Origin of the sequence: Fibrivirga algicola, assembly GCF_011742925.1 — a bacterium.
Classification (GTDB): domain Bacteria; phylum Bacteroidota; class Bacteroidia; order Cytophagales; family Spirosomataceae; genus Fibrella; species Fibrella algicola.
Genome location: NZ_WAEL01000001.1, coordinates 817,031 through 838,248, shown reverse-complemented (window position 1 = coordinate 838,248; position 21,218 = coordinate 817,031). Strand labels below are relative to the sequence as shown.

General features: G+C 50.6%; 14 protein-coding genes and 3 tRNA genes. 5 read left to right on the top strand and 12 right to left on the bottom strand.

Going from position 1 to position 21,218, the window contains the following annotated elements; genetic code table 11:
- Nucleotides 1-102 precede the first annotated feature (102 nt).
- The 5 genes from F7231_RS03400 to F7231_RS03380 are packed head-to-tail and all read right to left on the bottom strand — an operon-like array spanning nt 103 to nt 8,825.
- Nucleotides 103-2,193, bottom strand: a complete 2,091-nt coding sequence (locus F7231_RS03400) for a glycosyl hydrolase 115 family protein (protein ID WP_166690892.1) — start codon at nt 2,191-2,193, stop codon at nt 103-105.
- A 48-nt stretch (nt 2,194-2,241) separates the two neighbouring features.
- On the bottom strand, nt 2,242-3,708 hold the full coding sequence (locus F7231_RS03395; RefSeq protein ID WP_166690891.1) for a RagB/SusD family nutrient uptake outer membrane protein: 1,467 nt from the start codon (nt 3,706-3,708) through the stop codon (nt 2,242-2,244).
- A gap of 14 nt (nt 3,709-3,722) precedes the next feature.
- Entirely contained in the window at nt 3,723-7,163 is a 3,441-nt protein-coding gene (locus F7231_RS03390; protein WP_166690890.1) for a SusC/RagA family TonB-linked outer membrane protein, read from the bottom strand.
- Nucleotides 7,160-8,200: a FecR family protein gene (locus tag F7231_RS03385; RefSeq protein ID WP_166690889.1), complete on the bottom strand. Its 1,041-nt coding sequence runs from the start codon at nt 8,198-8,200 to the stop codon at nt 7,160-7,162. Before F7231_RS03385 ends, F7231_RS03390 begins: the two co-directional genes overlap by 4 nt.
- Before the next feature lie 52 nt (nt 8,201-8,252).
- Entirely contained in the window at nt 8,253-8,825 is a 573-nt protein-coding gene (locus F7231_RS03380) for an RNA polymerase sigma-70 factor (RefSeq protein WP_166690888.1), read from the bottom strand.
- 546 nt (nt 8,826-9,371) lie between these two features.
- Between F7231_RS03380 and F7231_RS03375 the strand changes: the two genes are divergently transcribed.
- On the top strand, nt 9,372-10,331 hold the full coding sequence (locus F7231_RS03375) for a CorA family divalent cation transporter (RefSeq protein WP_166690887.1): 960 nt from the start codon (nt 9,372-9,374) through the stop codon (nt 10,329-10,331).
- Nucleotides 10,332-10,426: 95 nt separating this feature from the next.
- On the opposite strand, the gene F7231_RS03370 is transcribed toward F7231_RS03375, so the two are convergent.
- The 6 genes from F7231_RS03370 to F7231_RS03345 form a co-directional block, all read right to left on the bottom strand.
- Nucleotides 10,427-12,190 (bottom strand): CocE/NonD family hydrolase, encoded by a 1,764-nt coding sequence (locus F7231_RS03370; RefSeq protein ID WP_166690886.1) that lies wholly within the window; start codon nt 12,188-12,190, stop codon nt 10,427-10,429.
- 146 nt (nt 12,191-12,336) lie between these two features.
- Nucleotides 12,337-12,807 (bottom strand): helix-turn-helix domain-containing protein, encoded by a 471-nt coding sequence (locus F7231_RS27215; RefSeq protein WP_208295516.1) that lies wholly within the window; start codon nt 12,805-12,807, stop codon nt 12,337-12,339.
- 738 nt (nt 12,808-13,545) lie between these two features.
- Nucleotides 13,546-14,535 (bottom strand): hypothetical protein, encoded by a 990-nt coding sequence (locus F7231_RS03360; protein WP_166690884.1) that lies wholly within the window; start codon nt 14,533-14,535, stop codon nt 13,546-13,548.
- Nucleotides 14,536-15,522: 987 nt separating this feature from the next.
- A tRNA-Val gene (locus F7231_RS03355) sits at nt 15,523-15,597 on the bottom strand.
- 45 nt (nt 15,598-15,642) lie between these two features.
- A complete protein-coding gene (locus F7231_RS03350) occupies nt 15,643-16,959 on the bottom strand; it encodes an MFS transporter (RefSeq protein WP_166690883.1) in 1,317 nt (438 codons plus the stop codon).
- A 21-nt stretch (nt 16,960-16,980) separates the two neighbouring features.
- Nucleotides 16,981-17,724 (bottom strand): SH3 domain-containing protein, encoded by a 744-nt coding sequence (locus F7231_RS03345; RefSeq protein WP_166690882.1) that lies wholly within the window; start codon nt 17,722-17,724, stop codon nt 16,981-16,983.
- Nucleotides 17,725-17,796: 72 nt separating this feature from the next.
- Between F7231_RS03345 and F7231_RS03340 the strand changes: the two genes are divergently transcribed.
- Nucleotides 17,797-17,869: transfer RNA gene (locus F7231_RS03340), tRNA-Lys, on the top strand.
- A gap of 119 nt (nt 17,870-17,988) precedes the next feature.
- On the opposite strand, the gene F7231_RS03335 is transcribed toward F7231_RS03340, so the two are convergent.
- Nucleotides 17,989-18,393, bottom strand: a complete 405-nt coding sequence (locus F7231_RS03335; RefSeq protein WP_085415273.1) for a DUF3127 domain-containing protein — start codon at nt 18,391-18,393, stop codon at nt 17,989-17,991.
- 150 nt (nt 18,394-18,543) lie between these two features.
- Here F7231_RS03335 and F7231_RS03330 point away from each other — a divergent pair.
- From F7231_RS03330 to F7231_RS03320, 3 genes are all read left to right on the top strand, one after another.
- A tRNA-Leu gene (locus F7231_RS03330) sits at nt 18,544-18,625 on the top strand.
- A gap of 217 nt (nt 18,626-18,842) precedes the next feature.
- A complete protein-coding gene (locus F7231_RS03325) occupies nt 18,843-19,373 on the top strand; it encodes a gluconate 2-dehydrogenase subunit 3 family protein (RefSeq protein ID WP_166690881.1) in 531 nt (176 codons plus the stop codon).
- Between the two features lie 81 nt (nt 19,374-19,454).
- Nucleotides 19,455-21,167 carry a GMC oxidoreductase gene (locus F7231_RS03320; RefSeq protein WP_166690880.1) on the top strand — a complete coding sequence of 571 codons (1,713 nt, stop codon included), beginning with the start codon at nt 19,455-19,457 and terminating at the stop codon, nt 21,165-21,167.
- Nucleotides 21,168-21,218 lie beyond the last annotated feature (51 nt).

Genomic DNA, 21,218 nt, shown 5'->3' with positions numbered 1-21,218 from the left:
TTTTTTAAAACAGGATGCAAAAAATCCGTGCAAATCCGCGTTGCGAAGCATCCGTTTTATCCGCGTTCCAGCTATGTTTTACCAAGGAAATAGTCAACCACGTTACGGAGCCAGTTTGGCGTGTAAATTCCGGAGACGTTGCTCAATGGCGTTGATACCAAACTTGGTGTCGCTGGCGTACCAATCCACAAATTGATCGTGCTCAGATTGTTTCAGACGCTGCTGGGCCAGATGCATGTCGTCCAGACTTTGCTGTAGAAACTGCCGTCTTTGCGGCTGGTTGTCCCGACTCTGATAGGCCTGTACGAGGTGCTGGAGCGAGCGGTTTAGGTGCAGCATCAGGTAGGCTTGACCTCGCAGGTTATCGTCGAAGAAGCTTTTGCCTTCCTGAAGTTTGGCATACAATGCATCAGCTTTGGCCGTGATGACTTCCAGCTTGGCGATGCTTGCCATAGTCCCTTTGATCAGGGCTTCAAGCTGATTGGATACTCCATTGTCGGCCGATACAACCCGAAAATAGCCAACGCTGCCTTTATCCGGGTTGTCTAACGGATGGTTCTCCAACGGGTTAAGGTTGTATTTACCCAATTCCATATCGCCGAGAAGTGTCTCAGTTGCCCGGGCGTAGCGCATGTCCTGAAACAGATATTGACGTTCAAAACCCGGTATGTCGCCTTTTTTCTGCTGCCAGTATGAATTGAAGAAATCTGAATACAGCTGCGCGATTGGAGGTCCCAGTTCAGTGCCGTAGTAGGTTGAACTGAAATTAGTCAGAAACGTACCTGCGTTGAAGGGTTTGAAATTCCACATCAGATCGGCATTAGCCGATAGCTCCAGCAGGTGTTCGCGCATGTTCCCGGCGTTCACTACAGAGAAAACCAGCTTCTGTCGACTCAGGCTGTCGACCATCCGGTAGTTTTGCTCCATTTTACGGGGTCCCTCAGCTTGCGCCAGGTGGGAGCCCGTGGAGGTAAACTGAAAATTCATGTAATACCCAACCGGCTCTCCCGAAAACGTGTGGGTACGTATGTCCTGCGCTGGAAAATGGTCGCGACGGGCGGCTACGAAATTGCGGATCAGCGACGGCTCGTTGGGCAACTGAAACAGCTTACTGGCTACCAGATTCGACATTTCGTTATACAGCGTAAGGCGCATCGGCGGAGTAGGCCCCTTTACTTTCTCTTTAAGTAAGCCGATTTGCAGTTGGACCATCTCTTCAATCACTCTTGCCCGGCTCTTGGCATCGGCCGGTGCATCGGGGAAAAACTCCCAGAAGGGAATGTCCCGGTTACCCCGAAACCCCACCAGCCAGATGACCTCTACGTTATTTCGCTGAGCGAGGTCGATGTGATAGGCCCACCACTCGTTCAAGGCTTGTCGATTGGCGATGGTGATCTCCGGTACCGGCAGCTTCCGTACCTGTTGCCAGTAATCAGCCCAATTTGAATAGTTTGAGCCAAAAATCTGCATGTGGTGGCCCGTACTCACCAACCCCCGCTGCTGGGCGAGGGTGGCATCCTTCCCCGCAGGGAATGGGGGTGAAAAGCTGCTTTTGTCGGCGATGCTGCCTTCAAGCGTATTCAGCTTAAGCCGCAACATCGTCTCGTAGAACGCTTCGTAATTCTCAGCCGATCGCTTTTGCCAGGGCGTCAGAAAATCAGTGTCGTTGGGTAACCAGGCCCGATATTTGACATAGGGAGAGCCAACGACTTTCCGGAAGTCGGCCTTCATTCGGGCAGTTTCTTTTCGGGCTGGTTTCTCTGAGGTCCAGAACCAGAGCGGCTTCACGCCCAACATCAGCTCGCTGAAGGTGTACACGGCATAGATCGTCCCCCGCATATCGGCCCCATTGAGTATTACCCGCCCCCGGTCGGCATACACCTGATGCGCTTCCCAACCCGTTACCGCCGGTTTACTTCCTTTATACCGATTCCCCGTGGCGACAATGATTACCGGCCCCGTTTTGGGTACGTTGCTGACAATCGTTGAGGATTGCCCGAAAACCGAATTGAGGTCCCGGAGCAAATCCGTTACCGCCCGACGAACGGGCGCTGGTTCGTCGGGATGGATGTATACAGGGACTTTCCCGCGTATAACTATATCCTGCGCCAACGTGAGTTGGCCACCAAACCCAACGACAAACAGGCAAAGCAACAGGAACCGATAGCGCCTTACCAAACGAAGATGGAGCATAGGATACTAGCCGTTACCAGATTCATCTGGCAGTAATGAGTGTATAGATTAATACCCTGGGTTTTGGTCAGCCTGCTCAATGAGATTGTTAATGTCAATTTCCCGTTGCGGAATGGGGAACAACAGATTCCTGGGCAACGGCTTTTTGCCCGCGGCTGTCATCACCGGAATCAACGTTTCGGTGCGAATCAGATCGAAATAGCGCTTGCTCTCGAAACAGAATTCAAGACTGCGCTCCCTAAGCACAGCATCCCGAAATTGTTGCTGGGTCAAACCGGCTGTGAGATCCGCCAGTTTGGCCCGACGCCGAATTTTGTTCACACTTTCGTAGGCCTGCGCGTTGGGACCTGCACTTTCGTTAAGCGCTTCGGCATTGATCAGCAACACGTCCGCAAAGCGCAGCAATGGATAATTATTGTTGTTGTTGCTACGCGTAAACGGGGCCGGATCGTAGTATTTAAAAATGCTCAATTCAGCGAGTGCCGTCGACGGATAGCTAATCACCTTGAGGGTCTTGGGGTCCGTAAAGCTGGATAGAATGGAGGCATCACGACGAGCATCGCCAGCCGTAAACGATTTCCAGAAAGCATCTTCCACCAGGTGAATCGCAAAGCCACTTCCGCCCACCAGAATGGCATTGGCCGAACGGGATGTGAAGAAGTGGTTATAAGCGCTGCCCAGTCCTTCAGCCCCAGCCTGGTACTGACACATAAAAATGTGCTCCTGTTTATTCTTGTTTTCAACCTTCCATATATCTGCTGGGTTGGTAAACAGGGAGTAGCCATAGGTGCTCGCCTTGTCAATTACCTCCTGCGATTTAGCCGCGGCATTGGCCCAGTCTTTCTTAGTCAGATAGACGTATGCTAACAGTGCAGAAGCGGCTCCTTTGCTGGCCCGTCCAAGAGTTGCACCCGTCTGCTGGTTTGGTAGGGCCGCTTCAGCTTCTTTTAGATCTGCAATGATCAGCGCGTAGACATCGGCTACCGGACTGCGGGCTACGTCAAGACCTTCCAGCGAGGCCGTTTCCTGAAGGCGCAACGGAACGCCACCGTAAATTCGCACTAAGTTGAAATAGCTCAGGGCCCGCAAAAACTTAGCTTCTGCCACAATAGCATTCTTACGGTCGGCATTCATCGAAATGCCAGGTAAACGGGCAATCACCACATTGGCCCGGTTAATGGTTACGTAGCTATCATTCCAGATACCAGTCGTGATGGTATTAGTTGGCTCAAACAGGAAATTGTCGATGTTGGTCCGATCAATGTTATTTCCCGTTCCCGGATTAGTCTGCTCCGAAGGCAAATCGCCCACGAAATAGAAGTTCTGGCTATAAATGGCCCGCAGACTGGAATAGGTCGCAATCAGAGCCGCCGTAGCATCGGCTTCCGTTTGGTAGAAATTGGTCGGTGATAAAAAATCTTTCGGTTGCTCGGTCAGGAAATCGTTTTTGCAACCGTATAAACCAGGCATGAACAGGGCCAGTACCAGGCCGACAATGAGGTGATTCAGTTTCATGAGTATAGTGAAGGTTAGAGGCCGATGTTGAGTCCAAAGGTGAAGGTCTTGGCAACCGGGTAGCTGCCCCGGTCAACCCCGATGCTCAGGTTATCCTGGCCAAAAGCGCTCACCTCCGGGTCGTAGCCGGTGTATTTAGTAACTGTCAGCCAGTTTTGCGCACTGACATACAGCCGTACCGAGCGCAGATGAGCCGCCGTTGACACATTCTTGGGCAGGTTATAGCCGAAGGTCACGTTGCGCAGGCGTAAAAACGAACCGTCTTCAACCAGTTTATCGACCACTCTACCGTTGGTAGGCGTTCTGGGAACGTCGGTGTTGGTATTCGTGGGCGTCCAGCGGTTTTTAGCCTCCGGAACGCTGTTGTTTATCTCCGAACTCAGGTTCAGATTCAGGATGCTGTTGCCCTGTACACCCTGGAAGAATACACTCAGATCGAAGTTTTTATAGGAGAAATTGTTGGTAAATCCGTAAAAGAATTTCGGTTGCGCATAGCCCAGAATCGTTCGGTCATTGGCATTCAGCAACCCGTCGCCGTTAATATCCTTGTAACGCCGGTCGCCGGGCAAGGCAGCTGGTTGGCCTGATGCTTTGATCTGGTCCTGCGTTTGAAACAGGCCATCGCTAACGTACCCGTAAAATATCCCGACGGGCTCACCGACACGCAATATACCCGAATTTTGAATTTGCGAACTCGGGCTGGCCTGCCCGGATGGCCGCTCAATGTCTCCACCCAAATTGAGCACTTTATTCCGGTTAAAGGTGATATTGGCTGATGTTCTCCACTTGAACTTACGGTCTACATTGACCGTGTTAAGCGCCATCTCTATCCCTTTGTTCTGCGTACTGCCCACATTCTGGAGGGCGGAGGCAAAGCCGGAACTGTTGGGAATAGCCACATCGAGCAGGAGGTCGATGGTTTTCTTATAATAGTAGTCGGCAGTGAACTGAATTCGGTTCGACAAAAAGGCCGCATCGATACCCACGTCGAACTGGTCGGTTGATTCCCATTTTAGATTAGGGTTCGAAATACGAGTCGGCGCTAAACCGCTGTTAATGACACCACCAACCGGGTAATTACTGTTGCCCAGGGCTGCCAGACTACGATACTGAGGAATCTCCTGATTACCCGTCCGGCCGTAGCTCACGCGGAGTTTGAGATCGCTGATGAATGTCAGCGGCTTGACGAATTTCTCTTCTGACAGCCGCCAGGCTACTGAGCCAGAGGGGAAGAAGCTGTATTTATTGTCGGCACCAAAGCGGGACGACCCATCGATCCGGCCCGTCAGCGTTACTAGAAACCGGTCCTGAAAACCGTAGTTCACCCGGCCAATGTACGACTCCAGCGCCCAGTCGGTCCGTGCCGATTGAGCCGGCAAGGTCAGGGCACCACTACCCAGCGAGTTATCGCCCAGGATATCATTAACAAATCGCTGTGCGCCAGCCCGCGCCGACTCCCGGGTGAACGCCTGACGGGTAAAGCCCAGCAGGCCGGTGAAGGCATGTTTCTGGGCAAACGTGCGCTGGTAGGTAAGCGTATTCTCGTTCAACCAGCTGAAACTCTGGATAAAGCCCTGCCTTGCTACGGCGTCTACGTTTACATCCTGAATGGAGGCAGGGAGGTAATAATCTTCTTTGATCGAAATCTGATCGGCCCCAATGCTGACACGGGCTGACAGGCCATTCAGAATCTGGTAGTCGGCAAAGAAATTACCAAGTATCCGGCTGGTTTTCGACTGGTTCGTCACTTCCAGCAGGCGGGCGATCGGGTTAATCACGAAGTTCCCGTTGGCGTCGAAGAATCGGCTATAGTTGCCGTTCTGATCATACACCGGCGATGTGGGGGGCGTTGTGATGAGTGACGAGACAGACCCCTGCGTCGAGTTACTGTTCACATCGGTGTCAGACGTAATCTGCTGATTCGTTGTCCGCGAGGCATTGAAGCTGGTACCGATTTTAAATTTGTCGCTAATGTGCCGGTCGAGGTTAACGCGAATTGACCCCCGCTGTAAATCAGAGCCAAGGATGATGCCTTCCTGGCGGAAATAGTTACCCGAAATGGCGTACTGGGTCTTGGCGTCGCCACCATTGAAGCCAATCTGGTAGTTTTGAATCGGAGCCACCCGGAACGAAGCTTTCTGCCAGTCGGTACCCTGGCCGTACGACTGAGGGTCAGGGTACGGGATGGGCCGGTTTAGGTTGCGCTGGTATTCATTGGCTACGATTGCAAAATCTGTGGCATTCAGGAGCGGAATTTGTTTGTTGACCTGCTGTAGCCCGTAATAGGCGTCGAAACTGACGTTCGATTGCCCTGATTTACCCCGTTTGGTGGTAATGATCACGACCCCGTTTGCTCCTCTGGCACCGTAAATAGCCGTGGCCGACGCATCTTTGAGAATCTCGATGGATTCAATATCGCTGGGGTTGATCGATGCAAGTACGTTGGTTGGCTGGCCGTTGTTCAGCGCCCCTGTCGTGTATTGGCTATTGTCGTTGTAAACCGGGAAGCCGTCGATGACATATAACGGCTCATTACCGGCGCTCAGCGAATTACCACCCCGGATTCTGACCGATGTATTGCCACCGGGCGCCGAAGAGGTCTGGGTCATTTGTACCCCGGCTGCCCGGCCCTGCAATGCCTGATCGGCGGAAGTAAGCACCAGTTTTTTTATCTCTGCTTCCGACACCGAGGATATTGACCCCGTTACATCCTGACGCTTCTGGGTTCCGTAGCCAACAACGACAACTTCGTTGAGTGATTTCGTGTCGGGCGCTAAGTTGACGTTGACCTGAGTCCGATTGCCTACTTTTTCCTCGCTTGCCAGATAACCCACATAGCTGAACACCAGCACATCAGTATCGTCTGCCGATATCGAGTACTTCCCTTTGGCATCGGTCACGGCACCCGTGCTTTTCCCTTTGATGAGCACCGTTACCCCCGGAAGCCCTTCTCCCGATTCGGTATCAGTTACGACGCCCATAACTAGCTTGGCGATTTTCGACGGAGCTGACGTAAGCGTTGTTGGTGTCAGGCCGCTGGTGGGTTCAAGGCCGGCCGACATCGAACGTATGGATGTCTCCCGAAGCCCGTTTTCCTTCGCTGAAGGATTTGCCGTTTTATCAGCCGACTGCGATAAAATGATATACGCCTTTGCTTTCACCTTGCGATAGCGTAGCCCGACTGGCGGCAAAACCAGATCGAGTACGTTTTCAACCCGGCCAGATTTTTGGACAATCACCGTGCTGACCAACCCATTGACCAACTCTTCATCGAAAAGCAGATCGACCTTAAACACCTGCTTTACGTCAAGCAGTACATCTTTTAGCTTACGCGGTGCCGATACGGCCGGGGTTGGTGACAGCCGTTGTTGTTCAGCAGTCTCTAGTGGCCCGGCAAAGGCTGGGAAAATCCCCATCAGCAGCAATAGATACAGGCAGGTAGCGATTCGTTTCATTGTATGGAAATTGATTTTGAAGGGTTTGGGGCTGGAGCAATCAACAGGAAGTCGTCTTGATCCGGTTGTAGTTTAAGCGAATAGATTTCAGCGAGTACACTCAGCAATTCGGTGGCACTTTGGGCCGTGAAGGTTCCCGAAACGCGCTTCTGTCCGAAACGGGCATCCGACAGCCGAACGGTGACGCCATAGTTTTCCTGAACGAGTTGCAGTACTTCCGTCAGCGTCGAATTATCAAACACAAACTGGTGGTTTTTCCAGGCAGAGACTACCTGAGGATCAACCCGTGGCGTTAAGGCCAGATGCCCCCCTTCGTTGAGGGTTATCTGGTTGCCGGGTTTGAGCGTAATCACCTGCTGTTTGGCGTTGGCAGCGCCGTAACGCACGTTAACTTTTCCTTTCAGTAGCGAGACGGCGGCTTTTGTACCCCGATCATAGACCGAAAAAACAGTTCCCAGTACATCAACAGACAGATCGGAGCGGGTTCGGACGACAAACCGGCGATGGTCGACGGTATGTGTCACCATAAACTCAGCTTCGCCGGTTAGCCAAACTTCGCGGTCGGCCTGGCCGTACAACCAGCGAGGTACTTTCAGCTCCGAGTTGGCGTTCAGCGTCACGCGGCTGCCATCAGTGAGTTGCAGAGAACGGGTTTCGCCGAAGTCTGTAGTGTAATGCTGGTAGCGAATGGTATCCTGAAACAGAATGCCCAAACCGGCAAGTAGTGCCAGAAATACAGACGCGGCCAGTAACCCGTTTCGCCAGAACGAGCGGACAATAACCGGGTTGAAAGCGGGCGACAGGGTGGGTTTTTCGGCTGGTTTCTGTTTGCGCAGGTACGTGAAAAAACGAGTTTCAGCCTCTGTGGTATCATCGGGTAACTGAGGATGTTGGCGTTCCCATGCTTCCAGTGACGCATAATAAAGCTCTTCGTTGGCCGGATCTTTCAGCCAATCTTCGATGAGTTTGCGTTGCAGTGCCGTGGCACGGCCCTCAAAAAACAGGAACAGGGTTTGCCGGGTGATAGGCTCAGCCATTGGAGATCGAAAAGAAGGTGTTTGAGACAGACAAGTGACGACGCGGTATCCCTTAGTGCAGCCAGTAAAATAGCAGTAGCCACAGCCACTCCCGGTTGAGCATCTCACGGATCGATACCAGCGCTTTGCGGATATGTACCTCCACAGTGCGGACAGACAGGCCAAGTTCATCGGCAATCTCCCGGTACGATTTCCCTTCCAGCCGACTCAGCAAAAACACTTTCCGGCATTGGCTGGGTAAATCCTGAATACGTTGGTCCAATCGGATGCGCAATTCGTCGAACAGTAATGTTGCTTCGGGAGTGGGCGAATTATCGGGAAGCAGGACGCCCGCATCCGGTGCGTTGCTGTCTTTCTTGACCTCCCAAAGCAGGTAGTTCTGCGCCCGGTTACGTACGGCTTTAAACAGATAAGCCCGGTACGACGTGGCGATCTGCTCATGCAGCCGGTTTTCCCAAAATGTAGAGAATACATCTGATACCAGATCTTCGGCAATCTCTTTGGAATAGACAAAACGAACGGCATGATTGCGCAGGGGAGCGTAATAGCGCCGAAACAGCAATTCACAACCAGTTACCGGATCCTGGGCAAACGCCAGCCGGATCAGGTGTTCGTCATCACTCATAGATGGTGGATAGGTCTTATCCTCGGTCCGAAGGGTAGCTTCAGTAGATACGGAACGAATGAAAGGCTGCAACACAGTGATTGGTTTATGACATGTCAGGCGACTGTACGTTCTATCCCCTTTGTGCCCTAAGACAAGTGAACCAGCCCCTACCCGTACTAACCGACTACTTATTTTTTTAAATAATCTTGAATAAGTGTTATTACAGCCCCTAAACGCATGGCAGTGCTATTCGATGCCGGATAGCTTCATGCTTCATCATGAGTTATGTTTCGGCCTAACCCTTTGCCTAGTGCCCGGCACAAGCTACAGTTTCCTATACCCGTCGACGGCGCAGGCGGCTTTGCCTGTCGAGAACCACGGCTCGTAAAGGCTGGATAGGCTGCTCAATTCGAGTTAAAAAAACAGTAGCTTAGCCCGTTCAAGGCATAGCCTTTCTGATTTCAATGGTAGTACAGGTATGGAAGTTAGACAACGTATCTGAAGTCAGTTAGTCAAGAAGCGACAGGATGAGAACGTACCTGCACCGAAAATTTTAAAGAGCTAATGGTTATAGAATTACTAGACAGAAACAAACAGATTGTTAAACTGCAACGTATTACCGACATACCTACTGATCTCAGTACGATTTGCAGCGTTCAGCTTATCGATTATACATCGGACGATATTCGACGGCTTGAAAAACTGTTCGCTATCGATGCGTCTATGTTGAATAATAGTGATGATATAGAAATAAGCTCTCACTACCAGGAAGAAGAAAGTCAATTAGCCTTTAACTTCTCGTTACCCTACCTCACCGCTCAAAACAGGATTGAAGAATTGACCGTATGCTTCATTCTGAAAGAGAACATCATGTTCTCCTTCATGGCGACAAATATCGAACAATTCGTCCCTGATAATCAACGCCAAAGACAGTTTGATAACATCAAAACGCTACCCTTTACATTCGATACTTTTTTGCTGTTGATGATTGGTATAATCTCCGATTATTTTGCCGATCTAACCGAAGTGGTGTCGAAAAATATAAAATCAGTTTACGCGAATTTACAGCAACAAACTGATTTTTCTGAGGCAGAACTAGACGAAGTAACTAAACTGAAATTCAATAATTTAATCATTAAAGAGTCGCTTAACGAATACCGACGAATTTTACACTTACTTAAGAAAAGTCCGAAGTTAACAGCTGAGTTAAAAGAGACTATTTCGCTCGACCTGACTGATCTAACCGTCATCAACGAATATGTTCAAAATAACTTCGAACGGTTGAACGATCTGAAGGAGTACGTATCCAGCAAAATTGATCTGGAGCAGAACAGGATTTTTAAGATTCTCACCATTATTACCATGTGTATTTCGTTGCCTATGCTCGTGGCAGGAATCTACGGCATGAACTTCAAATACATGCCCGAACTGGAATGGAAGTATGGGTATGTCTACGTGCTGATTCTGTTGCTTCTTGGGTTCATTGCCCCACTGATCTGGTTCAAACGTAAAAAGTGGCTGTAAGCAATTGCCGAGTTTCTTCGCTACGCTACATCCGCTCACTCGCAGGAATGCGAACGAGCGGATTTAGTTGTTAATCACTTCCCGATCGAGCTACACTAAACTGGCTTGACAGGCAGTTGCAGGTACGATGCGTGCGAGCCGCCTGTGTGGATGATGTGCTGACCTTTGTTGTCAGGCACATAACCTGGCGTGCCGGGCATGATGGCGCCCAAATCGTTTCTGGAGCTAACGACCAGTCGAAGTTGTTCTCCGGGATAAAATGCCATACCGATTGGGAAGAGATCGATCTCGATGTCCACGATCTCATCCGGTTGCAGTTTTTCAACCCGGTCGAAGCTGTGTGCAGGTACGTCGGCTGTCGAGAGTGTCTCGTCCAGATGCCGGGCCGATACGCGCAGCCTGCCGTTCGATCCCTTGTAGCGAAGGACAGACCCGCCCCGCTCGGTGAGGTCCTGCATCAGCGCCCCCTGATTCGGCACGATAAACTGTTGCAGGTGATTGCCGCGGACGTCGAGCTTCTGAACGAGAATAAACAGATCCATGTCGTCGGTTCCTTTTGCTTCGACCCATAAATGCGCTTTGGGATAGCCAACCAGAACAGTTTCCCGATCGAATCGAATCGTGAATGAGGCCAAACCCGGTTCTGCCTCGGCATCATATACAACAGGCACCTCCTGCGCGGGGGCTTCAGTGGTCAGGCTACGCGACCGGCCGTTGAGGTAATACGTTTGAGACACAACGTCAACGGGTGGAAATTCGCCCGCTGGCTGATTGATCAGGTCGCCCCCCTCAAAGTCGTGCACGGCGTACCGTACGCGGGGAGTTATTTCCCAGCCATTGTCTTCACCCTTCAGATAATGGTCGAAAAAGCGACGCAGCTCCTCTTTATTGGCTTCTTCGTAGTAGTCGGGCCATTCCTGTGTATTGTGAATGCGCAGCCACTTCTCGGTAGACGCCATCCGGCGCCAGGCGCGGAACGTACCTGCGGTATGTAAGGTGTTGGAATAGCTGGCCACGACATAGGCGGGTACCGTAATCCGGTCAAATTTGGGGATCTTATCGTCCCACAAGTCATTATTGGCCAGCGGATAACGTATGGCTTCAGCATACACATCTTCGCGTTTGCCCTTCCCGACGTGGTTTACCTCTAGGCGCTTCGTAAAATTTAGGTCGGGCATCCCGCCCCGTGTTGTAAGATCACGATACCCATCACTTAAGCCTTCCCAAGGATTGATAGCGGCCAGATGAGGGGGCTGCTCGGCCGCGGTGAACCACTGCGAGAAGGCGAGATAGGACGTGCCACTCATCGCTACTTTGCTGTTACACCATTCCTGCACCGCCAGCCATTCAATCAGATCGTGGCAATCTCTACCTTCCTGCGTGCCAATCATAGCGATATCACCGTCTGAATTGGCAATTCCACGTGCGTCGGGGTTGCAAACCGCGTAGCCCTGTGCGCACCAGTAGGCGGGGTCAGGGCCTTCAAATTTTGCCAGTCCAGACAGCATTCCGTTGTCGAGACCAAGCATGTTGAAAAGACCGGTTGTTTTTGGGGCTGTACCACCGCTTTTGCCGTAGGGGCTCCAGGCAATGATAACAGGTACTTTCTCGCTTCCCACCGGCCGGAACACATCGACGTAAATCACCGCCCCGTCGCGCAGCGTTACGGCCACGTCTTTGTCAAACACGATGTCGACCGGTAAGGGCATAAATTGTGGATCGACCTGGTATCCCTTTGGCAGGATACGGGTGCCGGGTTCGAACGGGCTGAAAATGCCGTGGGCCAGTCCTGCCTGGTAGGCGTAAGCTGGTTCATAGACTGGCGTTACTTTTTCCGAGTGTTTCGCTGTAGTTTCCATCTATATCTGTTTTTGTGACTGTTGACCTTCTTTTTACCTGATAGCTATCGCTGATACCTGACGTATTCAGTAGCTCGATCAGTGAAACAAAGGTATTGGGCACCCCCTCGGGAGAAGTCAACCAGTCAAACCAAAAACTATAAATTTCAAACCTCGCGAACGCGGTAATATTTGGGGGTATGCCCCGTTTCTTTTTTGATGAAGTTGCTGAAATAATTCGGGTAGTCGAATCCCAGCGCATAGGCAATATCGGCTACACGCCAATCGGTGTAGCGTAGCAAGTTTATTGCCTCAGCCGTAATACGCTCAGCAATCAGCGTGGTGGTCGACTTACCGGTGATCTCCTTAACGGCGCGGTTTAGGTAGTTTACATGAATAGACAGGTGGCTGGCATAGTCCTGCGCCGTTTTCAGTGTTAGCGGGTCATTCAGGTTTTCAATCGGAAATTGTCGCTCCATCCGTTCCATAAATTGGGTGGTAATGCGCAAAGAGGCACTATTGAACTGAACGAAATGCTCGGCTGGTCGCATGTGCAGGGCTTCATGCACAATGAGCTGTATGTAATTGCGCATCAGGTCATCCCGATATAGGTAATCTGTCGCATCGTGCTCAATCATAGCGTCAAAGATGCTGGTGAGCCGGGCCTGCTGCTGAGCGTCTAGTTTAAAGGCAGGGGTTCCGGTTACAGTAAACAAAGGCGACTGCTGCAGGCTTTCTAAACGCTCAAGTGGCTTTATGAAACCCTCAGTAAAAACGCAGGAGTAACCAGTATGATTTTCAGCCAGAATCTCTGTTGCGTAGGGTACACGTGAATTAGCAAAGAACAGATAGACTCCATCGAGGTGGATCACACGATCGTCGTAGTGTATTTTGCTATCTCCGATGCTGAGCAGGATTAAGTAAAAGTGTCGCCGGCCGAATGCGGAAGGTTTATTTTTCGGAACACTATTCCGGCTCACTTTAAAGCCCCTGTTCTTTAAGACAAGCGTTAAGGCTTGACCAGGAAATTCTACGGGTGATTTCATCGAGCGAAAAGTACAAAAATCAATACACATTCAGTTATTGATGTATGCTTTCGATCTATGAAACGCAGTGTAGACGAAAAAGCGGGGTATTTCGTCAGCACTGACACCACACCGACGCACGGGCAGCTTCAGTCTCTACGGAATTAGCTGAGGGTTTAAGAAGCCCGGTCCATCTTCGACGGGCTTCTTAAACTGCTCGCCCAGGGTTTGGCCTACTCTCGAATCGAGCCATATTTTGAGAATGCTTTTTCAGCAGAGAATCAGCGAACGGAATTTAAAAGGCCCTTACTTAAGTCTACTACCCTTGCTGCCGCCATAACACTGCCCAGCCTACTCAGCGGTCGCTATTTTCTTGGCCATGTTGGAGGGCAAATAGCAATTAAAACCTGTCTGTTGTTGCAGATCCGCTAACAAACGAATCGTTTCTATACTACTCAGGCCCATGGCTTCCCGGCATTGATCGACTTTGACCTTTGCTTGAGCAGTCAAGGAGTTACTTAAGTAGCCGAAGTGTGTCTTTTGACCAGTAGTCTTTACAGCCATATACCAGTCATCAATCATCGCAAACTCGTAGGGTGACAGTTGCCCGGATTTCAGAGCCTTCATCAGCTTAGGTCTCACATGGGAGTACACGGTGTCCTTTAAGGCGTAGGCTTGGCTGATGGAGTTGTGATGACTCAGCATGACCGCAGCCCAATAGCCATTGTGAATCAGTCGCTCACCGGGGTAGCCGTACTGATCAATAATCGGCAGGAGTTGAGCCATCTGCTGCTCACTGTGGGGAGCAAATCGTTTTTCGGCGTGCTGCTCTTGGGTAGCCCCTATGCGAAACAGCGTCAACAGGGCCTTTCGCTGATCCTTCTTAAACAGTTTCTCAACCCGAGCCCGAACGTCCTGATTTCCACCGTTTTGGTAGAGTGCTCTGAGCGAGTAATATTGTTGTTCAACCACTCTCCACTGCGGGTCGCGTTGTAGAGTAGTGACCAAGGCATTTTTCTTGATGTCGCTCAAGGTCCAACCCGTTGCGATTGCTTTCTTAAGAAAGGTAAACGCCTGCTGTTTTTGGTCCACTTGTAGGGCCAACTGCGTGGCCACTTTGTAGTCCCTTGAAAAGACGAACTCGTAGCCATCAAACACATGCTTGTATAACGCCAATGCCTCTTGATAGTGCTTGCGAGCAATAAGTTGTTGAGCCCGGGCAATAGTTTGATGATAGGCTGTATAATCATTTTGATTGGCCTGGCCAGGCAGACTTGCTGGGAGGAATGCACCGAAGCGAAGGGCACCAAGAAAGAGATAAAGGGTAAGGAGTTGATTCATGCCAGCGGTTTATTATTCAGACGCGGCTAGGGGTCGGGCGGTTGTAAGCCGTTAAGAAGTTTTAACAAACGAGTGACTGCCGAAAGATTGAGTATTTTTACTCGATTCTTCTCACCCCAACTGCAGCATAAAGGTAGATGGATAATTCGTTCGTCTCGTTTGGGAGCGTATTCTTGAGACACCGAATCATGCTAACCCGCTGCGCTAACAACTGTAGTACAACCAAGATTTCACTTGATTTGAGCCGTAATCCAATCAGACATCACAGTCAATGTAGTCGGTGAAAACGTTTCCTGGAGGGTTGCATACTCGTACTACTCATTCACCTACTCGGGGTCTGGTAAGCAATCGGGGTAACTTGTACGTGCCGGTGCAGGTGGGAGCCCGACGATTTTTCGGGAACGGGATCGGGCTTTTTGGTGAGGTGGGCTTTAATGATATAGGCTTTATCAAGGTCGGTTTAACCACAAAGTTTTAGGGGATAAACACCTTATCTTAATAATTAAATCAACCCTACGGTACTTGCAGGGCCAATCTAGTTATTGTCCTCCAGAACCAAAATTCGTTCCGGAAATTTCACCACATTCGAGGACGGCTCACGAAATGCCGTTTCATAAACGCCCGTTGCTAGGTGGCCTTTACTACTATCAATCTGAGCTAACTCATTGTCTCAGGTTGCCATCTACTTAATCAATGTCTCTCCTACTGCATTTTCTCTGAGTACATGAGACAGTAGTTCAATTACAGTCTGGGTAACACAACCCTAGTAAGAAAATATCAACCTTGGTTAGGAGTGAATGTTTATGCAGTGTTTATCAAGCCAGGCAACCACTTCTATAGCGATGGCAATGCAGTTGCATCGTAATCTGTATATGACCTTTACTTGACTGTGTAAAACGCCTCACACAGTAAAACGCCCTTTTGATCAAGTACCAACACAGAAAAACCCTCAAATCAGCCTGATTTGAGGGTTTTTGCTTTTTTTAGTAGGACGTAGCGGGCTCGAACCGCTGACCTCCGCCCTGTCAAGGCGGCGCTCTGAACCAACTGAGCTAACATCCTATTTCGTTTGATTAAGCAAGCTTGCTGCCAAACGGGAGTGCAAACTTACGCAACTTCGGGTTTTTCCAAACGCAGGCCGTACACTTTTTGTGATGGTATACGAGCTAGCAATGCTAATCCAATGATAAACAGAACCAGCAAGGCCAAAATACTATTTCGCATGCTGCCCGTTACTTGCTCAACGTAGCCGTAAATGAACGTACCCACCACAATCGAGAGCTTTTCGCACACGTCATAGAAACTGAAATAAGAGGCCGTATCGGTTGTGGGTGGCAACAACTTTGAATAGGTGGAACGAGACAGGGACTGAATACCACCCATAACCAGCCCAACCACGCCGGCAACCAGAAAAAACTGATTTTGGGTTGTCACGAAGTAGGCGGCAATGCAGATACCGATCCAGATAACAACGGCGGCCATGATAGCATAGGTATTGCCAATACGCTCCGATAGGCGGGCAAAGCCGTAAGCCCCCGGGATGGCTACCAATTGGATCAGTAAAATAGTAATGATCAGGGCGCTGCCTTCCATCTTCAACTCGTTCGAGCCGAATAATGTGGCCACGTACATCACCGTCTGCACGGCCATGTTGTAGATGAAGAAAGCAATCAGGAATCGTTGTGTCAGGGTTTGTTCCTTTAATTCGGTGAACACTTTCCTCAATTCACGGAAGCCATTGAACAGCCAGTTGCCGTCATTGCCAGTTCTGGTTTTGCGCACGCCATCGGGCAACACCCTAAACGGAATCTGGGCAAATCCGAACCACCAGAGCCCCACCGTTAGAAACGAAATACGGGACGCCATACCGCTTGACATGCCGCCAAACCATTCCGGTTTCAGAATCATCATCAGGTTGAAGATCATCAGGGCAACGCTGCCAATGTAGCCCATAGAAAAGCCACGTGCACTGACCCGGTCGAACTGGTCTTCGGTGGCGATATCGGGCAAGTAGGAGTTGTAAAAAACGATACTGCCACTCCAGCCAACCAGGCTCCAGGCAAAGCAAAAAATGGCGAAGGTGGTAGTCTCCTTCGTGAAAAAATACAGCAGCGCACAGGCAATTGATCCCGTGTAACAGAAAAACTTCATGAACGCCTTCTTCTTACCACTATAATCGGCCAGGGCGGTGGTGAAGGGGCTTATGATGGCCACGAAAAGCATGGCCACTGATACGGTATACGAAAACAGTACCGAGTTCTTTACATTCAAACCCAGGAAATTAATGACAGGGCCTCCTGCATCGTTGAGGGCCGTTGCTGAGAAATAAACAGGGAAAATACTGGAGACAATCACCAGGGAGTGAACCGAGTTGGCCCAATCGTAGAGTGTCCAGGCTCGGATAACGCGAGGATCATTTTTCATGTAAATCGGGGTGGGTAGTTGTCAAATAATCCATAGTGTGTCTTTGCGGACGTAATAAAGCTTATTATTCCAAAAAACCCGCCACCAGATATCGGTACTGCTTACAATGTTCACTTTGTTACCCCGGCCCAGCGTTACCTCTACTGGTGCAGCGGCTGAAGGTTCTGACCGTAAATAAACCTGTGTGGCATTGGTAATACCGGCTTCGTACCCTTCCGGTAGGTTAACAAAAACCAGCAATACAACGAAGTAAATCAGAATCAAGGTTTTGAGCCGGGCCGATGTCGCTTCGTGGCGCATCGATTTGATAAGCAACACACTGAAGACATACGCACCAAGCAACAACATAACCAGCAACAAATACACACCGTATTGGCGATAGAACAGGTAGAAATAATTCAGGTCACTGGTTTCATAGCCGGTTAAGCTGTTAGCCCGGGCGAAATCATTCATTTTGCGCAGCACCGCTTCGTCGGGGTGGCGCTTGAAATAGACTTGCAGAAAATAAAGCACTTTGGCCACGTCGCCCTGTTGCTCATAGGTACGTGCCATTTTCAGTAGCATCGGATCGGTGGCGGGCTGACCGGCCACCATAGCCGATTCATAGTAGCGCGATGCATCAGCCCAATCGCCTACCCGATAGAGCGAATCAGCGGTGCTCACGAGGTTCTCTGTGGGTGCAGGTTGCGCCAATACGGCTGAGGCACAGAACACTGCCCGCAAAACCCCCAGAAATAGGAATATTTTTACGACGAAGGCTTGCATTGGGCCAAATTACGCAATAATTTTGCATCGCGATTCAGGAAACGGTCATTTAATCTGCTGCTGAACTTGCCCGATCTGGTAGCTCAGCTGGTAGAGCAATACACTTTTAATGTATGGGTCCTGGGTTCGAATCCCAGCCGGATCACAACAAAAAAATAGGGTCTGAAAACATCATGTTTTCAGACCCTATTTTTTTGTTTGAGGTTTGATGTTGCCCTGCCGATGAGCGAACTGGTTGCTTAGCAGGGCAACATCAAACTAGTTTTAAAACGGCAGATCGCCGCTGTTATCGTCGTCGAATGACGAGTTAAACGGCACGGCTGTTGGCTGGGCGGCCCGTGGCTTGCTGGCTGCTGGAGCCGATTGCCCCTGAGCCGGCGCACCACCTTCAGCCCCATCGGCTGCCTCGATACGCCACACGCGGGCTTCCGTATACCAACGCTCGTTGTACTCGCGAGACTCTAAGTTCAGGCTTAGTTTCAGCATGTCACCGGGGGCATACTGCTTGAGATCGTTGACTTTGTCGCCCCAAAGTGAAACACATACTTTTTTGGGAAACTGATCTGTAGTCTCAACTACAAATTCCTGTTTCTGCCAGGTGCCATTTTTGCCCTGGCCCGTCACTTCCGGCAGCGTTTTTATCAGCTTGCCCACTAATTCAAGTGCCATATACTTAATTGATTCAGTTTGAAAAGCCAGCCGGGTGCGTTTGCATACCGACCAGTTCATACCCCTAAATTACGAAAATTTGGCCGATTTTCAGCGGGTGCATTGACATTATCACGTGGTTACTCTACTTTTGCATCCACAATAAAACACGGCCACGTGGTGAAATTGGTAGACACGCCACTTTGAGGGGGTGGTTTCGCAAGATGTGGGAGTTCGAGTCTCCCCGTGGTCACAACTGCATAGCAAGTTGTAGTACAGGAAAGCCTGAATCAAGTATGATTCAGGCTTTCTTCGTTTGCGCTCATATCCGCCCGCAAGTAACTTTCTCGTCGACTTTTGCGAAAAAAAAGACCTAAAATTACGGTTTGGTCAAATCCAATTGGTAAACAAGCACTTCGTTGCGCTTTCAGTAGTACTTGCTGACTAGTACTACTAAAACCAACTCATCTATGAAACGCAGAGAGGCCATACAACAGGCAGCCCTTATGCTGGGTGGCGTGTTATCGGCTCCAACCCTGGCGGGCGCTATGGGTCGAATTACCAACATTGGTCCCAGCGTACCCGTAACACCAGCACAGGAAGCCCTGCTGGCCGAAGTTGCCGATGTGATCATTCCAACTACTACTACACCCGGCGCCAAAGCCGCCGGGGTTGAGAAATTCATTGTCCGGGTCATGCGCGATTGCTACCCCAAAGCAGATCAGGAGGCATTTTATGGCGGGTTGGCCAAACTGGAGGCAACCGGCAAAGAAAAATTCGGTAAAGAGTTTGCCAGCCTCGATGCGGCCCAGAAAATTGACTTGGTCAAGCAGACCACGATGGCCGACAAGCCTTTCTTCCTACGGATGAAGGAACTTACCACCACCGGCTATTTTACATCAGAGATTGGTGCCACAAAGGCATTGGAATACGTACCTGTGCCAGGTAAGTTCGAAGCCTGCATTCCCTTGAAACCAGGTCAAAAAACCTGGGCAATCTAACTGAGTTTGCTGTTTCCGGTTGCGCTGCTCCCGGCAACACAATCAACAACAGCGAACTGAAATCTGAAAACTGATTTTCCGATGAATCTCAATATTGACGCAATAAAAGAGCAAACCTACGATGCCATTGTCATTGGCTCTGGCATATCGGGGGGGTGGGCCGCTAAAGAGTTAACCGAAAAAGGGTTGCGGGTGCTGATGCTTGAAAAAGGAAAGCAACTCGAACACGTTTCCGGCTACGATTATGCCATGAAAGATCCGTGGCAAACTAAGTATAATGGTCGGCTGACGATGGATCAGAAGGAGTCGCACCCAAAACTGGCACGCGATTACCCGTACAACGAAATGACGGAGAAGTACTGGATGAACGATTCGGATTCGCTCTACAAAGAAGTGAAGCGGTTCGACTGGTACCGGCCCAATATCGTTGGTGGCAAATCGATCATGTGGGGGCGGCAATCATACCGCCTGAGCGACATCGATTTCGAGGCAAACCTTAAAGAAGGAATCGCCGTTGACTGGCCGATCCGCTACAAAGACGTTGCCCCCTGGTACTCATACGTCGAGAAATTTGCCGGTATTTCGGGCGAAGCCCTTAACCTGCCTCAGCTTCCCGACAGCGAGTTCCTCCCGCCTATGGAAATGTACTGCGTGGAAAAGGAAGTGCGGAAACGCATTGAAAAGAACTTCCCTGGCCGCACGATGACCATCGGTCGGGTAGCCAATCTGTCGAAAGCGGCGCAGGCCCAGATGAATCAGGGTCGGGCTTCGTGCCAATACCGCAACAAGTGCTCGCTGGGCTGCCCATACGGGGCGTATTTCAGTACCCAGTCGTGTACGCTGCCACCAGCCGCCAAAACGGGTCGCCTCACGCTACGCCCCGATTCGGTGGTGACCAACATTATGTACGATGAGAACAGCAAAAAAGCGACTGGGGTACGTATCGTTGACGCCGTTACGATGCAGGAGCGCGAATTTTTTGCCAAAATCATCTTCGTCTGCGGTAGTACCCTGGGCACTACCGCCCTGTTGCTAAACTCAACCTCGAACCGTTTCCCGACCGGTTTCGGTAATGATTCGGGGCAGCTCGGTCATAACCTGATGGATCACCACTTCCGCACGGGCGCTTCGGGCGAGTGGGAAGGCGACCTCGACAAATACTACTCAGGCCGCCGGGCCAATGGCATTTATGTGCCGCGGTATCGCAATATCGGTGCCGATAAGCGTGATTACCTGCGTGGCTTTGGGTATCAGGGTGGCGGCAGCCGACAGGGCTGGCAGCGCAACGTGGCCGAAATGAGCTTCGGCGCCGACTATAAAGAGGAACTCACCAAGCCGGGCGCCTGGACAATGGGCCTGGGCGCATTCGGCGAAACCCTGCCGTACTACGAAAACCGGATGTATCTCGACAAGAACGAGAAAGACAAATGGGGTATGCCCCTCTCGGTGTTCGATGCCGAACTGAAGGAAAACGAGATGAAAATGCGCGTCGACATGATGAACGACGCCAAGGAAATGCTGGAAGCATCGGGCGTTAAAAACGTGAAGACGTACGACCGGGGCTCGTACCTGGGCATGGCTATCCATGAAATGGGAACGGCCCGGATGGGACGCGACCCTAAAACATCGGTGCTGAACGGGAATAATCAGATGCACGCCGTTAAAAACGTGTTCGTTACCGACGGCTCCTGCATGGTATCGGCTTCCTGCGTAAACCCATCACTGACTTATATGGCCCTTACGGCCCGTGCAGCCAGTTTTGCGGTGGCCGAGTCGAAGAAGAAGAACATCTAGACGTCTGCATGTACCTAAATGCCAACGCCCCGGCTCATTTCAGAGCCGGGG